The organism is Herbiconiux solani NBRC 106740 (genome assembly GCF_001571005.1).
Lineage (GTDB): Bacteria > Actinomycetota > Actinomycetes > Actinomycetales > Microbacteriaceae > Herbiconiux > Herbiconiux solani.
This window is the reverse complement of record NZ_BCST01000007.1, coordinates 75,423-92,487: the sequence shown is the minus strand read 5'-3', so window position 1 is coordinate 92,487 and position 17,065 is coordinate 75,423. Positions and strand designations below refer to the sequence as shown.

Annotated in this window: 15 protein-coding genes; 7 read left to right on the top strand and 8 right to left on the bottom strand. The window is 71.1% G+C overall.

Going from position 1 to position 17,065, the window contains the following annotated elements:
• Positions 1-7: 7 nt before the first annotated feature.
• A complete protein-coding gene (hrpA, locus tag HSO01S_RS13860; protein ID WP_066042520.1) occupies positions 8-4,117 on the top strand; it encodes an ATP-dependent RNA helicase HrpA in 4,110 nt (1,369 codons plus the stop codon).
• A gap of 101 nt (positions 4,118-4,218) precedes the next feature.
• On the opposite strand, the gene HSO01S_RS19230 is transcribed toward hrpA, so the two are convergent.
• Positions 4,219-5,046 carry a Pr6Pr family membrane protein gene (locus HSO01S_RS19230; RefSeq protein WP_157079090.1) on the bottom strand — a complete coding sequence of 276 codons (828 nt, stop codon included), beginning with the start codon at positions 5,044-5,046 and terminating at the stop codon, positions 4,219-4,221.
• 38 nt (positions 5,047-5,084) lie between these two features.
• Here HSO01S_RS19230 and HSO01S_RS13850 point away from each other — a divergent pair, with 38 nt between their 5' ends.
• Positions 5,085-6,293 (top strand): MFS transporter, encoded by a 1,209-nt coding sequence (locus HSO01S_RS13850; RefSeq protein ID WP_066042509.1) that lies wholly within the window; start codon positions 5,085-5,087, stop codon positions 6,291-6,293.
• 61 nt (positions 6,294-6,354) lie between these two features.
• Entirely contained in the window at positions 6,355-7,185 is an 831-nt protein-coding gene (locus HSO01S_RS13845; protein ID WP_066042506.1) for an aldo/keto reductase, read from the top strand.
• Between the two features lie 30 nt (positions 7,186-7,215).
• Here the strand turns inward: HSO01S_RS13845 and HSO01S_RS13840 are convergent, their stop codons facing one another.
• On the bottom strand, positions 7,216-7,431 hold the full coding sequence (locus tag HSO01S_RS13840) for a hypothetical protein (protein WP_066042503.1): 216 nt from the start codon (positions 7,429-7,431) through the stop codon (positions 7,216-7,218).
• 171 nt (positions 7,432-7,602) lie between these two features.
• On the opposite strand from HSO01S_RS13840, the gene HSO01S_RS13835 reads away from it, so the two are divergent.
• Positions 7,603-8,583, top strand: coding sequence for a DUF4349 domain-containing protein (locus tag HSO01S_RS13835; protein ID WP_084361684.1), 981 nt, complete (start codon positions 7,603-7,605; stop codon positions 8,581-8,583).
• 3 nt (positions 8,584-8,586) lie between these two features.
• On the opposite strand, the gene HSO01S_RS13830 is transcribed toward HSO01S_RS13835, so the two are convergent.
• The 3 genes from HSO01S_RS13830 to HSO01S_RS13820 form a co-directional block, all read right to left on the bottom strand.
• Positions 8,587-9,780 carry an acyl-CoA dehydrogenase family protein gene (locus HSO01S_RS13830; protein ID WP_066042497.1) on the bottom strand — a complete coding sequence of 398 codons (1,194 nt, stop codon included), beginning with the start codon at positions 9,778-9,780 and terminating at the stop codon, positions 8,587-8,589.
• 66 nt (positions 9,781-9,846) lie between these two features.
• Positions 9,847-10,362, bottom strand: coding sequence for a gamma carbonic anhydrase family protein (locus tag HSO01S_RS13825; protein ID WP_066042494.1), 516 nt, complete (start codon positions 10,360-10,362; stop codon positions 9,847-9,849).
• A 28-nt stretch (positions 10,363-10,390) separates the two neighbouring features.
• Positions 10,391-12,103, bottom strand: a complete 1,713-nt coding sequence (locus HSO01S_RS13820; protein WP_066042486.1) for a cation:proton antiporter — start codon at positions 12,101-12,103, stop codon at positions 10,391-10,393.
• Between the two features lie 35 nt (positions 12,104-12,138).
• Between HSO01S_RS13820 and HSO01S_RS13815 the strand changes: the two genes are divergently transcribed.
• Together HSO01S_RS13815 and HSO01S_RS13810 are read left to right on the top strand one after the other, a co-directional pair.
• Positions 12,139-12,540, top strand: coding sequence for a DUF3592 domain-containing protein (locus HSO01S_RS13815; RefSeq protein WP_066042482.1), 402 nt, complete (start codon positions 12,139-12,141; stop codon positions 12,538-12,540).
• Between the two features lie 97 nt (positions 12,541-12,637).
• The gene (locus HSO01S_RS13810) at positions 12,638-13,843 is read left to right on the top strand and encodes a low temperature requirement protein A (RefSeq protein ID WP_066042478.1); all 1,206 of its coding nucleotides are present in this window, start codon (positions 12,638-12,640) and stop codon (positions 13,841-13,843) included.
• A gap of 119 nt (positions 13,844-13,962) precedes the next feature.
• Here the strand turns inward: HSO01S_RS13810 and HSO01S_RS13805 are convergent, their stop codons facing one another.
• On the bottom strand, positions 13,963-15,648 hold the full coding sequence (locus tag HSO01S_RS13805) for an AMP-binding protein (protein ID WP_066042475.1): 1,686 nt from the start codon (positions 15,646-15,648) through the stop codon (positions 13,963-13,965).
• Positions 15,649-15,707: 59 nt separating this feature from the next.
• Between HSO01S_RS13805 and HSO01S_RS18815 the strand changes: the two genes are divergently transcribed.
• Positions 15,708-15,854 (top strand): hypothetical protein, encoded by a 147-nt coding sequence (locus tag HSO01S_RS18815; RefSeq protein WP_157079089.1) that lies wholly within the window; start codon positions 15,708-15,710, stop codon positions 15,852-15,854.
• 44 nt (positions 15,855-15,898) lie between these two features.
• On the opposite strand, the gene HSO01S_RS13800 is transcribed toward HSO01S_RS18815, so the two are convergent.
• Together HSO01S_RS13800 and HSO01S_RS13795 are read right to left on the bottom strand one after the other, a co-directional pair.
• Entirely contained in the window at positions 15,899-16,108 is a 210-nt protein-coding gene (locus HSO01S_RS13800) for a hypothetical protein (RefSeq protein WP_066042472.1), read from the bottom strand.
• A 48-nt stretch (positions 16,109-16,156) separates the two neighbouring features.
• Positions 16,157-16,951 (bottom strand): hypothetical protein, encoded by a 795-nt coding sequence (locus tag HSO01S_RS13795; RefSeq protein ID WP_066042469.1) that lies wholly within the window; start codon positions 16,949-16,951, stop codon positions 16,157-16,159.
• Positions 16,952-17,065: the final 114 nt, after the last annotated feature.

The following is a 17,065-nucleotide window of genomic DNA, read 5'->3' as shown; positions in this document are numbered from 1 at the left end:
AGGGCTGATGTCCCCCGACGCCCCCCTCTCCATCGTCTTCCCTCCCGAGCTGCCCGTCAGCCAGAAGAGGGGGGAGATCGCGCGCGCCATCCGCGACAACCAGGTCGTGATCGTGGCCGGCGAGACCGGCTCGGGCAAGACCACGCAGCTGCCGAAGATCTGCCTCGAGCTGGGGCGGACGAGCATCGGCCACACCCAGCCTCGGCGGCTCGCGGCGCGCACGATCGCCGAGCGCATCGCCGAGGAGCTCGGCCAGGAGGTCGGCGGCCTCGTCGGCTACCAGGTGCGGTTCACCGACCGCGCGTCGGCCGCGACCCGCATCAAGCTGATGACCGACGGCATCCTGCTCAACGAGATGAACCACGACCGGATGCTCAGCCGGTACGACACGATCATCATCGACGAGGCCCACGAGCGCAGCCTCAACATCGACTTCCTGCTCGGGTACCTCAAGCAGCTGCTGCCGAAGCGCCCCGACCTCAAGGTCATCATCACGAGCGCGACGATCGACCCGGAGAGCTTCGCCCGCCACTTCGCACGGCCGGACGGGACGCCCGCGCCGATCGTCGAGGTCTCCGGTCGCACGTTCCCGGTCGAGGTCCGGTACCGGCCGCTGGCACCCGAGGCCCCCTCCGACGACCCGGATGACGAGGACGATGAGGACGGGGCGGGCGAGGCCGCCGAGCCCACTCGCCGTGGCACCGCACGACGCGGTGGCGCCCCTCGCGACGGCGGCACTCGCGACGCATCCGACCGCGAGCCGAAAGACCTGTTCGAGGCCATCGGCGACGCCCTCGACGAGCTCGCCCGCGAGAAGGCGGGCGACGTGCTGGTGTTCCTCTCGGGCGAGAACGAGATCCGGGATGCCGAGGAGTCCCTGCGCGGCCGGCTCGCCTCGAGCGGGGCCGCGGCCACCACCGAGCTCCTCCCCCTCTACGGCCGGCTCTCCGCCGCCGACCAGCACCGGGTGTTCCAGCCCAGCAGCACCCCGGGCATCCGTCGCCGCGTGATCCTCTCGACCAACGTCGCCGAGACGAGCCTCACGGTGCCGGGCATCAAGTACGTCATCGACGCGGGCACCGCACGCATCAGCCGATACTCGGTGCGGTCGAAGGTGCAGCGGCTGCCGATCGAGCCGATCTCGCAGGCGTCAGCCAACCAGCGGTCGGGCCGGTCCGGGCGCACGAGCGACGGCATCGCGATCCGCCTGTACTCCGAGGAGGACTACGACCGGCGACCTGAGTTCACCGACCCCGAGATCCTCCGCACCAACCTCGCGGCCGTCATCCTGCAGATGATCTCGCTCGGGCTCGGCGACATCGCCGCGTTCCCGTTCCTCCAGCCGCCGGACTCGCGGGGCATCAAGGACGGCTTGGATTTGCTGGCGGAACTGGGCGCAGTGCGACCGACGAAAGGGAGCGGCCCTGAGACCACCGCGGCTCGATCGGCCTCGCGGCCGGCCGGGCTGCCGCCTTCCGCGACGCCTGGCGTCGCGCTCACTCGCATCGGCCACGACCTCGCGCGCCTGCCGATCGAGCCGCGGTTCGCCCGCATGGTCGTCGAGTCCAAGCGCACCGGCACGAGCCGCGAGGTGCTCGCGATCGTGGCGGGCCTCACCATCCAGGATCCCCGCGAGCGCCCCCTCGAGAAGCGCGGCCGGGCCGACGAGCTGCACGCGCGCTTCGCCGACCAGACGAGCGACTTCCTCACCCTGCTCAACCTCTGGAACTACCTCGAGGAGAAGCAGCGCGAGCTCGGCTCGAGCGCGTTCCGCCGGCTCTGCAAGGCCGAGTTCCTCAACTACCTCCGCATCCGGGAGTGGCAGGACGTCTACCGGCAGCTGCGCCAGCTGGCCAAGCCGCTCGGCCTCACGGTCGGTGAGCCCGCGGTCAATCCCGACGGCATCCACAAGTCGATCCTGTCCGGCCTCCTCAGCCAGATCGGTCTGCGCGACCAGGTCAAGCGCGACTACCTCGGCGCCCGCCAGACTCGCTTCTCAGTGTTCCCGGGCTCGGCACTGGCCAAGAAGCAGCCGGCCGCGCTGATGAGCGCCGAGCTGGTCGAGACCAGCAGGCTGTTCGCGCGGATGAACGCGGCGATCGACCCCGCCTGGGCCGAGCCGCTCGCGGGCGACCTGCTGAAGCGCACCTACTCCGAGCCGCACTGGGAGAAGAAGCAGGGCGCGGCGGTCGCCTACGAGCGGGTGACGCTCTACGGCGTGCCCATCATCGCGCGCCGCCGGGTGCAGTTCGCCCGGATCGACCCGGCCTACGCGCGTGAGCTCTTCATCCGGCACGCTCTCGTCGAGGGCGAGTGGGAGTCGCAGCAGGCCTTCGACCGGGCGAACCGGGCGTTCCGGCGCGACCTCGAACAGCTCGAGGAGCGCAGCCGCCGCCGCGACATCCTGCTCGACGACGAGGCCGTGTTCGAGTTCTACCAGGCGCGCATCCCCCGCGACGTCGTCTCGCAGCGGAGCTTCGAGGGCTGGTGGAAGACCGCGCGGCACGACGACCCCGAGCTGCTCACGATGACCCTCGAGACGCTGCTGCCCGAGGGGGCGCCCGAGGTCGACGAGGACGAGTTCCCGGCGCAGTGGCAGCAGGGCGACCAGCGGCTGGCCCTGCGGTACCGCTTCGAGCCTGGCAGCGCGGAGGACGGCGTGACCGCGACCGTGCCGCTGGCGCTGCTGCCCCGGCTCGACGAGGCGGCGTTCGAGTCGCAGGTGCCGGGGTTCCGGCGCGAGCTCGTGACCGCGCTCATCCGCTCGCTGCCGAAGCGGCTGCGGGTGAACTTCGTGCCGGCCACCGACTGGGCCGGCCGCCTGCTCGACGAGCTGGGTCAGGATGCGGATGACGCGCTGCTCGCCCGGCTCGCCGCGACCATGTCGCGCCTCGCGCACGTCACGGTCACCCCGGCCGACTTCGATCGCGACCGCATCCCGGACCACCTCAAGGTCACCTTCAGGGTGGTCGACGAGCGCGGGCGCACGGTCGGCGAGGGCAAGGATCTGGCGGCCCTGCAGACGTCGCTGTCGGATGCGGCCCGGGCGAGCATCACCCGCGCGTCGACCGGTGCGGCCGACGGCGGCGACGGGGCCGGGACGGGCGGCGGCGGCCGTCGTGGACGCGGGAAGGCCGGAGCCGACGGCGGGAGCGCCGCTGCGGGCGCGGGCGCGAGCTCGGGCTCGGCTGACGCAGGCTCTCCCCTGTCCCGCATCGCGGCGGCCGGTGGGGCGGGAGGCGGTTCGGGCTTCCGCGAGGTCGAGGGGCTCCGCTCCTGGACGATCGGCGACCTCCCCCGCTTCGTCGACACCCGGCAGCACGGCGGCGTGATCCGCGCCTACCCCGCGCTCGTGGCCGGCAAGGACGACGTCGCGGTGCGGCTGATGGCCACGGCCGAGGAGCAGGCCCGGGCGACCCCCGACGGTGTCATCCGGATGCTGCTCCTCCAGGTGCCGAGCCCGGCCGCCTACGTGCGCGACCACCTCACGCAGAACGAGAAGCTGCTGCTCGCGACGAGCCCGTACCAGAACGTGAACGCGCTGTTCGACGACGCCCTCCGCGCCGGGGCCGACGAGGCGCTGCACGCGCTGCACCCCGACGGCCTGCTCTGGACCGAGGCCGAGTTCGAGGCCGTGCGCGACCGCTTCTCGAAGGCCGTTCTGCCGCAGCTGGACCACACGGTGTCGACCGTCATCCGCATCCTGAACGCCGCCCGCGACGCCGAAAGGGCGCTGAAGAAGGTCACGAGCATGGCGCTCCTGGCCGCGATCGGCGACGCCCGGGAGCAGCTCGGGGCGCTCGTGCACCCCGGCTTCATCGCGCAGACCGGCCTGGCCAGGCTCGAGCACCTCCCCCGCTACCTGGCCGGCATCACCTACCGCCTCGAGAAGCTGCCCGACAACCCGGCGCGCGACCGGGCGTGGATGACCGAGGTGCAGACCGCCACCGCCCGGTACGTCGACGCCGGGGGCAGCATCCCGCTGAAGCCGTTCACCCCCGAACCGCTCGTGCGGGCCCGCTGGATGATCGAGGAGCTGCGAATCGGCCTCTTCGCGCAGCCCCTGGGTACGGCAGAGCCGGCGTCGCTGCAGCGGATCACCAAACTATTGGCCTAAGCGCTCTGTATTAGTGCCGCGCCGGTCCCTGCCCGGCGCGGGCGACATGTTCGCGTGCCGTCGCGAGGCCCGGCCTGCGGTCGGGCCTCGCGGCGACGCGCTCACGCTGGGTCATTGAGCGCGGCCCGCGGCTTCGCATTACTGGCGGGACCAGTGCGATGGGTCGGTTTGCTCGTGGGGTCGCCGGCTGCGGCTCGGGCGAGGGATCTGACTAGCCAGAAGGCGGCTAGGAGGATCAGGGCGAGGGCTAGGGCGTAGAGGGTCAGTTGGGGGTAGCCGCCCACGGCCTCGGGGCTGACGAAGAAGTAGGGGTACCACTGGGTCGAGGCACCGCGGAAGAGGGTGACCACGAACCAGCCGGCCGGGAAGACGAGCACCGGCCAGAGGCGGTACGGGCGGCCGCGCGGCGGATCGAGCATGAGATCGAGGATCGCGAACGCCGGCAGCACGAAGTGCAGGATGCGCGAGGACAGCGGCACGAGGAACTCGGCCCCCGTGTACCCCGCCGTGCTCATCAGCACCGCGAAGACCAGGCCAGACACGATCACGTAGGTCGCCACGGTCAGCCTGACGAAGCCGAACCAGCGCGGCATCCGGAACCCACTGCCCGCGAGCACGACCGCCACCGCCATGGTCACCGCGAACAGGATCGCGCTCTCGATCGTGAAGTAGCCCAGCAGGTTGCGCAGCGAGCAGGTGCCGAACACGAACGCGCAGTCGGCGCGGGAGACCAGCGCCCCCACCGCCGTGCCGATCGCCGCGAAGCGTACGAACATCAGCGCAGCGGCTCCGACCGCGCGGGCGACCGACGCGCCCGCGCCCGGGCCCGCTGCCGATGTCGCCGCCCCAGATGTCGCCGCCGCTGTCGCAGCCGCGGTCGTCCCAGCCGCCCCGGTGGTCGGTCCGGGGCCTGGTTCGATCTGGGTCATCTGCGCACTGGCCACCACATCAACACTAAACTCGTTCGGTGAGCAGCTACACCGAACTCCTGAAGACGCGAGGCGTCGCGCGCATCATCGCCGCCCAGCTCACGGCCCGCTTCCCCAACGGAATGCTGTCGCTGGCCTTCCTGCTGCACATCGAGCACACCTACGACTCCTACGGCGTCGCCGGACTCGTGCTCGCCGCCCTGAGTATCGGCCAGGCGATCGCCGGCCCCCTCACCAGCCGCCTGATGGGCGTGTGGGGGATGCGCCCGGTCATCCTGCTCGCGATGATCGTCTGCGCCCTCTCGATCACCAGCATCGCCCTCTTCCCGCTCGGGATCGCGGCCGACATGGGCATCGCGCTGATCGCCGGCCTCAGCACGCCGCCGATCCAGCCCGCCGTGCGCACGATCTACCCGAAGATGGTCAACTCCAAGCAGCTCACCCCGCTGTTCTCGCTCGACGCCTCGGCGCAGGAGATCATCTGGGTGCTCGGCCCGGTCGTCATCACCTTCGTCTCGATCCAGATCGGCACCGTCTGGGGCATCCTGCTCGCGGTCGCGTTCCTCGTCGGCGGCGGCATCTGGTTCCTCACCAGTCCCGAGCTCGGCCGCGTGCGCATCCCGCGCTCCAAGCGCAAGCTCGGCGCGGTGCTCAAGAAGCCGCCGGTGCTGCTGGCGACGGTCGTCGGCTTCCTGCTCGTCGCCACCTGTGCCGCGATCGAGGCCGGAGTCGTCTCGACCTTCGGCGAGGGCGGCGCCGAGGCGGGTCTCGTGCTCGCGCTCTTCGCGGTCGGCTCGCTGGTCGGCGGGCTCTCGTTCGGCCACCGGCCGATCAGCCCCTGGTCGCTCGCGCGCCGCATGGCGATCGTGTTCGTCGGCACCGCCGTCGCCGCCGCCTCGCTCAACGTCTGGTGGCTCGCGATCACGCTCTTCATCGCCGGCGTCGGCATCGCGCCCGCCCTCGCGGTGATGTTCGCCATCGTCTCGACGAGCGTGCGCTTCAGCGACACCGCCGAGGCCTACGGCTGGGTCGGCACCGGTCAGCTGATCGGAGCCGCCGTGGGATCGGCCCTCGCCGGCTTCCTGATCGACGGCATCGGCGCGATCGGCGCCTTCTACGTCGCCGGGGCGCTCGCGCTGCTCGGCTTCCTCGTACCCCTGCTCGGCCGGCGCTGGCATCCGGACCTGCGGGGCAAGGATGCGAGCCCGCTGCCGGACACCGAGCCGGTGCAGGCCATCACGAGCTGAGCCGCCGAGCTCGCCACCGCCTGCCCAGCCGCCCCACCCGGCCTCCCGCGATAATGGAGGCATGGTCGAAGCCTTGTCGCCCCTCCTCCCGCTGAACGACGGAAACCGGATGCCGCAACTCGGCCTCGGGGTCTACAAGACGACCGACGACGAGGCCGCCGACGCGGTCGACTCCGCCTTGCGGCAGGGCTACCGCCTGGTCGACACCGCCGCGATGTACCTCAACGAGGCCGGGGTCGGCGAGGGCGTCCGCCGCAGCGGCCTCCCCCGCGAGGAGGTCTTCGTCACGACGAAGGTCTGGTTCACCGACAACGGCTACGACTCGACCCTGCGCTCCTTCAGCGAGTCGCTCGACCGCCTCGGCCTCGACTACGTCGACCTCTACCTGATCCACTGGCCCGCGCCGAAGAACGACCTCTACGTGCCGACCTGGCAGGCCCTCCGCACGATCCGCGACGAGGGTCGCGCCCGCTCGATCGGGGTCGCCAACTTCCACCCCGCCCACGTCTCGCGGCTGATAGACGAGACCGGAGAGGCCCCGGCCGTCAACCAGGTCGAGCTGCACCCGTGGCTCCCCCAGCGCGAGCTCCGGGCCTTCGACGCCGACCACGGCATCGTGACGCAGGCCTGGTCCCCGCTCGCCCGCGGCCAGCTGCTCGACGACGGCCCGATCGCCGCGATCGCCCGGAAGCACGGCAAGTCGCCGGCCCAGATCATCCTGCGCTGGCACATCCAGCTCGGCATCGCGGTGATCCCGAAATCGGTGACGCCCGCCCGCATCCGCCAGAACATCGAGGTGTTCGATTTCGAGCTGGATGACGACGACCTCGCGGTCATCGCCTCGCTCGAGAGCGGGATGCGGACGGGCGTCGACCCGGACGACCGCAACTGAGGCGGGCGCCGGGCGGATGCTGCAGCGAGGTCAGTCGCGCAGGTCTTCCTTGTAGTCGTTCTTGGCCTTCGTGGCGTCGCGCTCTGCCTCGGCCTTCTTCACGTCGCCCTCGGCACGCTTGACCTGGGCGTCGGCCTTCGCCTCGTCGACACGGTCGCCGATGCGCTCCTTCGTGTCGTCGACGGCCCGGCCGATCTTCTTGCCCGTGGCCTCGGCCGCATCCTTCGCGTCGTCGATGAATCCCATCAGCGCCTCCTCGTTCGTGGTCTGTCCTCCCAACCTAGGACGAGCTCCCGACACCGGCCAAGGGTTTCAGCGGCCTCCCAGACTGCTCGCGCCGCCCGTCGCGATAACGACCGGATAACCATCCGGCCCTCCCCAGCCCGGACTCAGCGTGCGATCCCTAGCCTGGGCCTCATGAGACGAATGATCCTCGCTTCCGCCGCCGTCGCGGCCGTGCTCGTGCTCGCCGGCTGCTCCGCCGCGGGGTCGTCGAGCAGCTCGTCCGGCGGCGGCATCCCGCAGCCCGCCGCGCCCGGCTCGGAACCCTTCGTCCCCGGCGACGGCGCGGCACCGGACGGGCTCGGGCAGAACGGCACGGCCGAGGGCGGTGCCGCCGACGGCTCGACCCGATCGGGCCAGAGCGTCATCACGACCGGCTGGATCACGGTGACCGTCGACGACCCGATCGCCGCGACCGAGCAGGCGGTCGCCCTGGTCGCCTCGGTCGACGGGCGGATCGACTCGCGCTCCGAGCAGGCGGGGTCGGACGGCCAGCGGTCCACCTCGCAGCTGACGATCCGCGTGCCGGCCGACTCCGTCGACGACACGATCGAGAAGCTCAAAGAATTCGGCAGCGTCGACTCCGTCTCCCTCTCCTCCAACGACGTGACCCTGCAGGTGCGGGATCTGGATGCGCAGATCGGCGCCCTCCAGGCCTCGGTCGACCGGCTCCTGCAGCTGGTCGGCTCGGCGAGCAGCACGGCCGACCTGATCGAGCTCGAGACCGCGATCTCGGACAGGCAGGGCCAGCTCGACAGCCTGAAGTCGCAGAAGCAGTACCTCGCCGACCAGATCGACTACTCCACGATCACGCTCGACCTCGTGCAGAAGGGCACCCTGCCGAGCAATGCGCCCGGCGACTTCTGGAGCGGCCTCGCCGCCGGGTGGGCCTCGCTCACGGCGGCCCTGACCGGGTTCGTGGTGGTCATCGGTGTGCTGATCCCGTGGCTGCTGCCGCTCGCGGCGATCGCGGCCGTCGTCATCGCGATCGTCGTTCTGACCAGGCGTCGGGATGCACGCCGCGCGTCGACCGCGCCCGCCCCGCACCGGCCCCAGCAGCCACCGCAGCCCACACAGCCGCAGCCGCAGCAGCCCCAGCAGCCCGCCGAGCACTAGGCACTACTCGGAACCGGGCTCCGGCACCGGCCCGAGGAGCGACGTGGCGACGGTGGCGTGCGCCGACTCCCCGTCGGAGGGATGGAACATGCCGGCCACCACATCCCGGTACAGCCGCCCGAGCTCGCTCGAGTTCGCCAGCGACGAACCGCCCGAGACGCGCAACGCCTGATCGACCACGAGCCGCGCGTTCTCGGTCGCCCGCACCTTGAGCCCGACGAGCTTCGGGAACCACGCGGCCCCGTGCGGCACCCCCTCGTCGACGTCGGTGGCGAGCGCCTGGATCTGCGGCGGGATCCCGTCCTGCAGGATGCCGGCCTCGGCCACCTTCCAGCGGATGTCGGGATCGTGCGCGAGCGGACGCCCCCCGTTCTTCATCGAGGTGCGCCGGTGCGCCGCCTCGACCGCGAGCTCGACCGCCCGCTGCCCGATCCCCGTGTAGACGGCCGCGAGCAGGATCTCGAACCCCGCGAAGATCCCGAAGATCAGCGGGTCGGCGCTCGGCCCGGCCGGCAGCTTCCGGAATACCCGGGATGCGGGTGCCCGCGCCTCGCTCAGCACGGTCGTGCGGCTCTGGGTCGCGCGCATCCCGACCGTGTCCCAGTCGTCGAGGGTCTCGACGCCGGGGCCGCGGTCGAGGAAGGCGTGCACGAGGAGCGGCGCCTCGGGGTCGCTGTCGTCGAGGCCGAACACGCCGAGCCTGGTCCAGACCGGAGAGAGCGAGGTGAAGATCTTGCGGCCGGTGAAGCCGTAGCCGCCGTCCCCCGTCGGAACCGCCCGGGTGCGCGAGCCGAAGAGCACGAGGTCGTTGCCCGCCTCGCTGTTGCCGAAGGCGAAGACCTCGCCGGCCGCCGCCTCCTCGAGCAGCCAGTCGAGCGAGTGGTCGCCCTGCTTGCCGAGCAGCGTGGCGACCCCCGTCCAGACCAGGTGCATGTTGATCGCCAGCGCCGTGGCGGGCGCGGCCGTGGCGAGGCGCGTCTGCTCGCGCGCGACCCGGGCGAACCCGTAGCCGAGGCCGCCGTGCTCGACGGGCACGAGCATCCGCAGGTAGCCCACCTCGGCGAGCTCGCGCAGGTCGTCCTCCGGAAAGGTGTTCTCGCGATCGTGCGTCGCCGCCCGCGACCGGATGCGCGTGAGCAGCTCGTCATCGATGAGCGACTCGACGGTTTCTACAGCAGCGTGGTTCTGGTCGGCCATGCGGCCACCCTACCCACCGCACCCGACACCGGCGCCCGCCAGGCGCCGGCCCGGCGCCGGCCCCGCTCAGTCGACCGTCGCGACCCGGTGCTCCCCGTTCAACCGCAGGTACGTCTGCGCGTTCCGCCGGATCCCGTCGGCCTCCGCCTCGCCCAGCTCCCGCCGCACCTTCGCCGGCACCCCGGCGACCAACGACCCCGGGGGCACGATCATGCCCTCGAGCACCACCGCGCCGGCCGCGACCAGCGACCCGGTGCCGATCACGGCCCCGTTCAGCACGGTCGCGTTCATCCCGATCAGGCAGTCGTCCTCGATCGTGCAGCCGTGCAGCACCGCGCCATGACCGACGCTCACGCCGGATCCGATCGTGGTGGGCCGGCCGGCGTCGCAGTGCACGACCACGTTGTCCTGCAGGTTCGACCCCGCCCCCAGGACGATGGTGTCGGTGTCGGCGCGCACGACGGCGCCGTAGAACACGCTGGCTCCCGCGGCGATCGTGACGTCGCCCACGAGCACGGCGGTCGGGGCGATCCAGGCGGACGGCTCGACGGAGGGGGTGCGGCCTTCGATGGTGACGATCATGATCCTCCGTTGTGGCGCCGAGCCGTGCTCAGAGCCGGTTTCCGAGCCGCGAGACGATCGCGGCCTCCTGGTAGTCGAGCTGCTCGAGGAACTCCCGGGCCGCGTCGTCGTCGAGCCGGTTGCGGTCGCGCTCCTCGACCACCGCGAGCCGCTGGGCCTGGATGACCTGGCGGTAGAGCTCGCCGAAGGCGCCGCCCCAGCGCCCGGTGGCCGCCGAGTCCCCCTGCTGCTCCGCATCCCGTTCGGCCTCGCGGGCGGCCTGGTCGGCCTGCCGCTTCACGGCGGCCGTCACGCGTTCGAGCACCTCGGGCGGCAGATCCTTCGGCGGCGCGGCGAGGAACTTCTCGAACACCCCGGTCGAGGCCTTCTCGGCGATCTCGTGGGCGAGCCGGGTCTGCTCCTTGTCGTACTCGTCCTGCTTCGGGTCGCTGAGCGACAGCGAGCGGATGAGGAGGGGAAGCGTGAGGCCCTGCACGAGCAGCGTGCCGACCGCCACGATGAACGCGATCGCCTGGATCTCCGGCCGCCCCGGGAACGGCTCGCCGGACGCCAGCACGAGCGGCACACCGGCCGCGGCGGCGAGCGTGACGACGCCGCGCATCCCGGTCCAGGAGACGACGAGGCTCTCCTTCCAGTTCAGGAAGACGGGGAGCTGCCGCGGTTTCCGGCCGCGCGCGACGCGGACGGCGTTCTCGCGCTCGATCCGTTCGCGCATCCGCACGTCGGTCGCGATCTTCCTCCGCATCACCCGGTCGCTCAGCCAGTTGCGCCCGAACGACAGGAACACCCAGACCGGCCGGATGAACAGCACCACCAGCAGCACCAGCGCCCCGGCGCCGAAGACGGCCCAGACCGACTGACCGGCATCCGAGAGGTCCTGGATCACGAAGCGCAGCTGCAGCCCCATGTAGGCGAAGACGAAGGCTTCCAGCAGCACATCGAGCGACGCCCAGACCTGGCGCTCCTGCAGCCGGGTCGCGTAGCCTGCTCGCGTCGACGAGCCGCCGACCGCGAACCCGGCGGCGACCACCGCGAGCACGCCCGAGGCCTCGAACTGCTCGGCCAGCAGGTAGGCCGCGAACGGAACGATCAGGCCCAGCACGGTCTCGAGCGACGAGTCCTTCAGCAGGCGGCGGATGACCGTGGCCACGCCCGCGAGCACGACCCCCACCAGGATGCCCACCACCGAGCTGTACGCGAACAGCAGCAGGGGGTTCTGGAAGAGGGTGTGGGTGCCCGCGACGGCGGCGACGGTGATGCTGAAGAGCGTGAGCGCGGCGGCGTCGTTGACCAGGCTCTCGCCGGTCAGGATCGACATCACACGTTTGGGCAGGCCGAGCTTGCGGCCGATCGCGACCGCAGTGACCGCATCCGGCGGCGCCACGATCGCCCCGAGCACGAGGGCGGTGCCGATCGTGAGCGCGGGCACGATCCAGGCCGCGAACACGCCGACGACGAGGGCCGTGACGACCACGAGGCCGACGCCGAGCCCGAAGATGGGGCGGAAGTTGCGCGCGAACGAGAAGAACGAGAAGTTGAGCGCCGCCGAGTACAGCAGCGGCGGCAGCACGATGCCGAGCACGATGTCGGTGTCGAGCTCCAGCCGGGTGAAGCCCGGGATGAACGAGGCCGCGAAGCCCACGAGCGTGATCACGAGCGCGGGCTGGAGGCCGCGGCGCTGCGCGAGCCCCGTGACCGCGATCGCGCCCACGATGACCAGGAGCAGTTGGACGCCGTTCACGGTGCCACTCTACCCAGGGGCGATACGGTGGCTGCATGGATGATCCGGCCGCCGCAGCCTCGCTGATCACCGAGCTGTTCAGCTGGATCGGTCTCGGGCTCGGCGTCGTGCTGCTCATCGCGGGCTATCTGCGGGGCGCTTTCTTCCGCGGCTGGCGGGAAGCTCTCGGGGTCGTGGTGCTCGACGAGCAGGGCGACCTCGCCTACCGCTGGCTCGGCGAGGACGGCGCACTCTACGAGGCGCCGGCGATCGACGACGACTCGCAGGTGCTCGAGCCGGGCGAGGACGTGACGGTCTACGTGAACCCGCGCGATCCCTCGGTGGGTCGCGTCGACGACCCGGCCCACGAGGGGCGGGCGCTCCGTACGACGGGGTGGATCCTGCTGGGGCTGGGGCTCGCGGCCCTCGTCATCCAGTTCGTGCTGCTGTTCTTCTGAGCCCGGGTCTCTTCTGAGCGCGGGCGGCTCAGGTCTGGTCGGGCCGGCTCAGGTCGGGTCGGGTCGGGCTGAGCCGGGCTCCCCCTAGGCTTCTGCCATGCCCGCGAAACCTGTGCACGCCGCCGCCGGTCTGATCCCGATGGTGCGGATGCGCGCCCGCGACATCGACGAACCGAACCGGGTCTCCAGCCCGCTCGAGCTGCTGTTCGACCTGACCTTCGTGGTGGCGATCTCGTCCATCGTCGGGCAGCTCGCGCATGCGGTCGCGGAGGATCACGTCGGGCAGGCCCTGCCGAACTTCCTGATGGTGTTCTTCGCCATCTGGTGGGCGTGGCTCAACTTCACCTGGTTCGCCTCGGCCTACGACACCGACGACGTGCCCTACCGGCTGTTGACGATGGTGCAGATGGGCGGCGTGCTGGTGCTCGCCGCCGGGGTCCCGAGCGCCTTCGACGACGGCGACTTCACGCTCATCACGCTCGGGTACTTCATCATGCGGATCGCGCTGGTCGTGCAGTGGCTCCGGGCCGCGATGCAGGATCCGGACAGTCGTGCCACGGCCCTGCGCTACGCGCTCGGCATCACCGTGGTGCAGGCCCTCTGGATCATCCGGCTGTTCACGGTCGGCGGGCTGCCCGTGCCTGCCCAGATCGGAATCTTCGCCCTGCTCGCCGTCTGCGAGATGGCGGTGCCGCTGTGGGCAGAGCGGACAGGCATGACGCGGTGGCACCCGCACCACGTCGCCGAGCGGTACTCGCTGTTCACGATCATCCTGCTCGGTGAGTCGGTGCTCGCCTCGACCGTCGGGGTGCAGAGCATCGTCAGCGCCGGGTCGTCGTCGGTGGAGTTCGTGCTGCTCGCCGTGTCGGGGCTGGCCCTGCTGTTCGGGCTGTGGTGGATCTACTTCCTGGAGCCGGCGCACGAAGGCCTGGAACGCAACCGCGACCGGTCGTTCTTCTGGGGCTATGGGCACTACGTCGTGTTCGCGTCACTGGCCGCGATCGGCGCCGGGCTCGAGGTGGGCGTCGAGGCGGTCGGGCACCACGTCGAGGCTCCGCCGGTGGTGGTGGCGCTCGCGGTCGCGGTGCCGGTCGCGGTGTTCCTGGTGGCGATGCAGGTGCTCTACCGGCCGCTGAACGGCAGCACCGTCATCCCGCCGGCGGTCTCGCTCGGCGCAGCGGTCGTCGTCCTCCTGCTCGCCCTGACGGCCGGAGCACTCCCCCTCGGGGTCGTCGCCCTGCTCATCACCCTCACGATCGCGGCGGTCATCACCCTGACCATCATGATCCGGCGCCCGCGCTGATCAGCGCCGATCGAAAGCTGCTGGGCGCTCCCGAATGACCCAGGGTGACGCCGTCGCCGCGGCAGCGACCACAGCGGAACATGTCCCCCGCGCCGCAGAGGCGGCGGCGCGGAGAAAAATCAGAGCAGTTCCTTCAGCTCTCTACGGAGCACTTTGCCGACGTTCGACTTCGGCAGGTCGTCGCGGAAGATGATTCGCGTGGGCCGCTTGTAGCCGGCCAGCTCGCCCTTGAAGTAGGTCTTGAGCTCGGCCTCGGTGAGCGACGGATCCGAGGGCACCACGAAGAGCACGACGGCCTCGCCGGAGCGGTCGTCGGGCACGCCGACGACCCCGGCGTCCTTGATCTTCGGATGCGCGGTCGCGACCTCCTCGACCTCGCTCGGGTAGACGTTGAAGCCCGACACGACGATCAGATCCTTCTTGCGGTCGACGATCGTGAGGTAGCCGTCGGCCGACATCGTGGCGACGTCGCCGGTCAGCAGCCAGCCGTCCTTCAGCACCTCGGCACTCGCGTCGTCCTGGTTCCAGTAGCCCTGCATCACCTGAGGGCCGCGCACGCAGAGCTCGCCGGGCTCGTCGAGACCCACGGGCTCGCCGTCCTCGCCCCGCAGCTCGATGTCGGTCGAGGGCAGCGGGAGCCCGATGGTGCCGACGCGCGGGCTGGTCCAGGTGGGGTTCACCGCGACCACGGGCGACGCCTCGGTGAGGCCGTAGCCCTCGAGCATGTCGCTGCCGGTCGCCTCGCGCCAGGCGTTCGCCGTGGCGCTCCGCACCGCCATCCCGCCCGCGACGGCGAGCTTCACCCGCGAGAAGTCGAGGGCCCGGAAGGCGTCGCTCTCGAGCAGACCGCCGGCCAGGGTGCTGACCAGGATGAGCACGCTCGGCCGCGTCTTGTCGAGGGTGCTGATCAGGTCTTTCGTGTCGCGCGGGTTCGTCACCAGCACGTTGTGAGACCCGAAGGCGTAGAACGCCAGCGCATTCACCGTGCAGGAGAAGATGTGGTAGAGCGGCAGGGCCGCGATCACGGTCTCCTCGCCTTCGTGCAGCCGCAACCGCATCGGCGCGAGCATCTGCGCCTGGTTCGACACGAGGTTGTGGTGCGAGATGACGGCGGCCTTCGTACCGCCCGTCGTGCCGCCGGTGTACTGCAGCAGCGCGGTGTCGTCGCGGGTGATCTCGGGCAGCCCCACGCCGGCGTGCCGGGCGCCCTTCGCGAGCGCGTCGCGGAACGAGACCGTGCCTGTACGGCTGCGGAGACCGTGGGCCGGCACCATCCGTCGCACCCGCTTCACGACGAGATTCGTCACGACCCGCTTGGGCGCGGGCAGGAGGTCGCCGACCTGGGTGAGCACGATGTGCTTCAGGTCGGTCTCGTCGACGACCGACTCGAGGCGATCGGCGAAGTTCTCCAGCAGCACGATCGCCACGGCACCCGAGTCGGCGTAGACCTTCTTCATCTCGTGGGCGGTGTAGAGCGGATTCGCGTTGACCACGATCAGCCCGGCCTTGAGAGCGCCGTACAGGGCGACCGGGTACTGCAGCAGGTTCGGCATCTGCACCACGATGCGGTCGCCCTTGACGAGCCCCAGCTCGCCCAGGAGGAAGCCCGCGAAACGGTCTGACAGCTCGTCGATCTCACGGAAGCTGAGCTCGGTGCCGAGGTTCGAGTACGCGGTCTTGCCGGCGAACCGCTCGGCGGTCTCGTGCACCAGCTGACCCACCGTCTCGAACGGCGTCGAGCCGATCGTGGGGGCGAGGTCCGGGGAGTAGCTGCTCAGCCAGGGCCGGCTCTCGAATACGTTCATCGCCTTCTTCGCTGTCGACGGGATGGGTTCGCACTCACGCTACCCGCTATCGTCGAGGCATGAGCGACGACGATCAGGACGACCGGCCCGCGGGGTTCATCAGCAGGCTCGGCCGCGCACGCGCGCTGACCTGGATCGTGATCATCGGCCTCGTCGCGCTCAGCATCGGGGCGATCTCGCTGGTGGTCGTGCTGCAGAACGCCTGACGGGCGGATGCCGGCCAGACTGATGCCGGTCAGACGGATGCCGCTCAGACGGCGGGCGCGGTGCTCTCGTCGTCGGGCGTCGCGTCGTCGACGAGCTCCTGGTCCCACTCCACGATGGCCTGCTCGGCCTCGGCGCGGGTGGCGAACGGTCCGAGCGAGGGCGCGTCGGGGAAGTCGTCCGGGTTGAGGTCGGTGACCACCAGGTAGCTGATGGTGTCGTCGTCTTCGCGCTCGACGATGTGCAGGTCAGTCATGCACGAGATCCTAGCGGGCCCGATGACCGCGCCCCTGACGGGCGCCCGTCAGAAGTCGAAGCCGCCGCCGAAGTCGCCGCCGCCGAAGTCGCCGCCCCCGCCGCCGAAGTCTCCTCCGCCACCGAAGTCGCCACCGCCGCCGGACCAGTCGCCGCCGCCGTCGGCACCGGAGGCGTCGACACTGCCGTCGCCGCCTGCATCTGCCCCCGGGTCACCGCCCTGGTCGCCGCCGTTCTGGTCACCGTTCTGGTCGGCGCCGTTCTGATCGCCGTTCTGGTCGGCAGCGTTCTGGTCGCCGTTCTGATCGGCCCCGGCCTGGTCGGCTCCCGGGTCGGGCAGGAACGCGCTGACGAGCGCCGAGCCGATCACGTAGCCGGCCACGGTGCCGAGGAGCGACGAGGCGACCATGCCGCCGAAGCCCATCCCGCCACCGCCGCCGGCGCGGCCGGCCCCGGCGAACGAACGCTCCATCGTGCCGGGCTGGCGCAGCTCCGAGCGCGTCGCGGCCTGTGCGAGCGAGCGCGGGTCGTCGCCGCGGGGCTGCTCGCCGGCGGGCGCGTTCTCGCTGAGCTGGGTGAACAGGATGCGCCGCTGGTCCGGGGTCAGCTTCGTGAAGGCCTCCTCGTGCACCTGCTCGATCGTCTCGGGAGGCGCGGTGCGCAGGAGGTACCGGTAGCGCTCGACCGCGATCTCGTCCTCGCTGCGCGCGGGCTGACCGTTCGCGGAAGGGGCCGCGGACGGGGACGCGGGCTGAGCGGATGCCGGGCGCGCTGGCGCCGGTGCGGGGGCGGGCACGGCCTGCTGCGGCTCGTCCCGGCCGAGGAGTCGGTCGAGGAATCCCATGGTGATCGCTCCGATCTCAGGGCGCCCGATGCGCCGTCGCTGGAGTCCAGTCTCGCCGCGGCGACTGGCAGATCACTGAGCGCCGACGTCACTGAGCCCGTGCATCAGCTGACC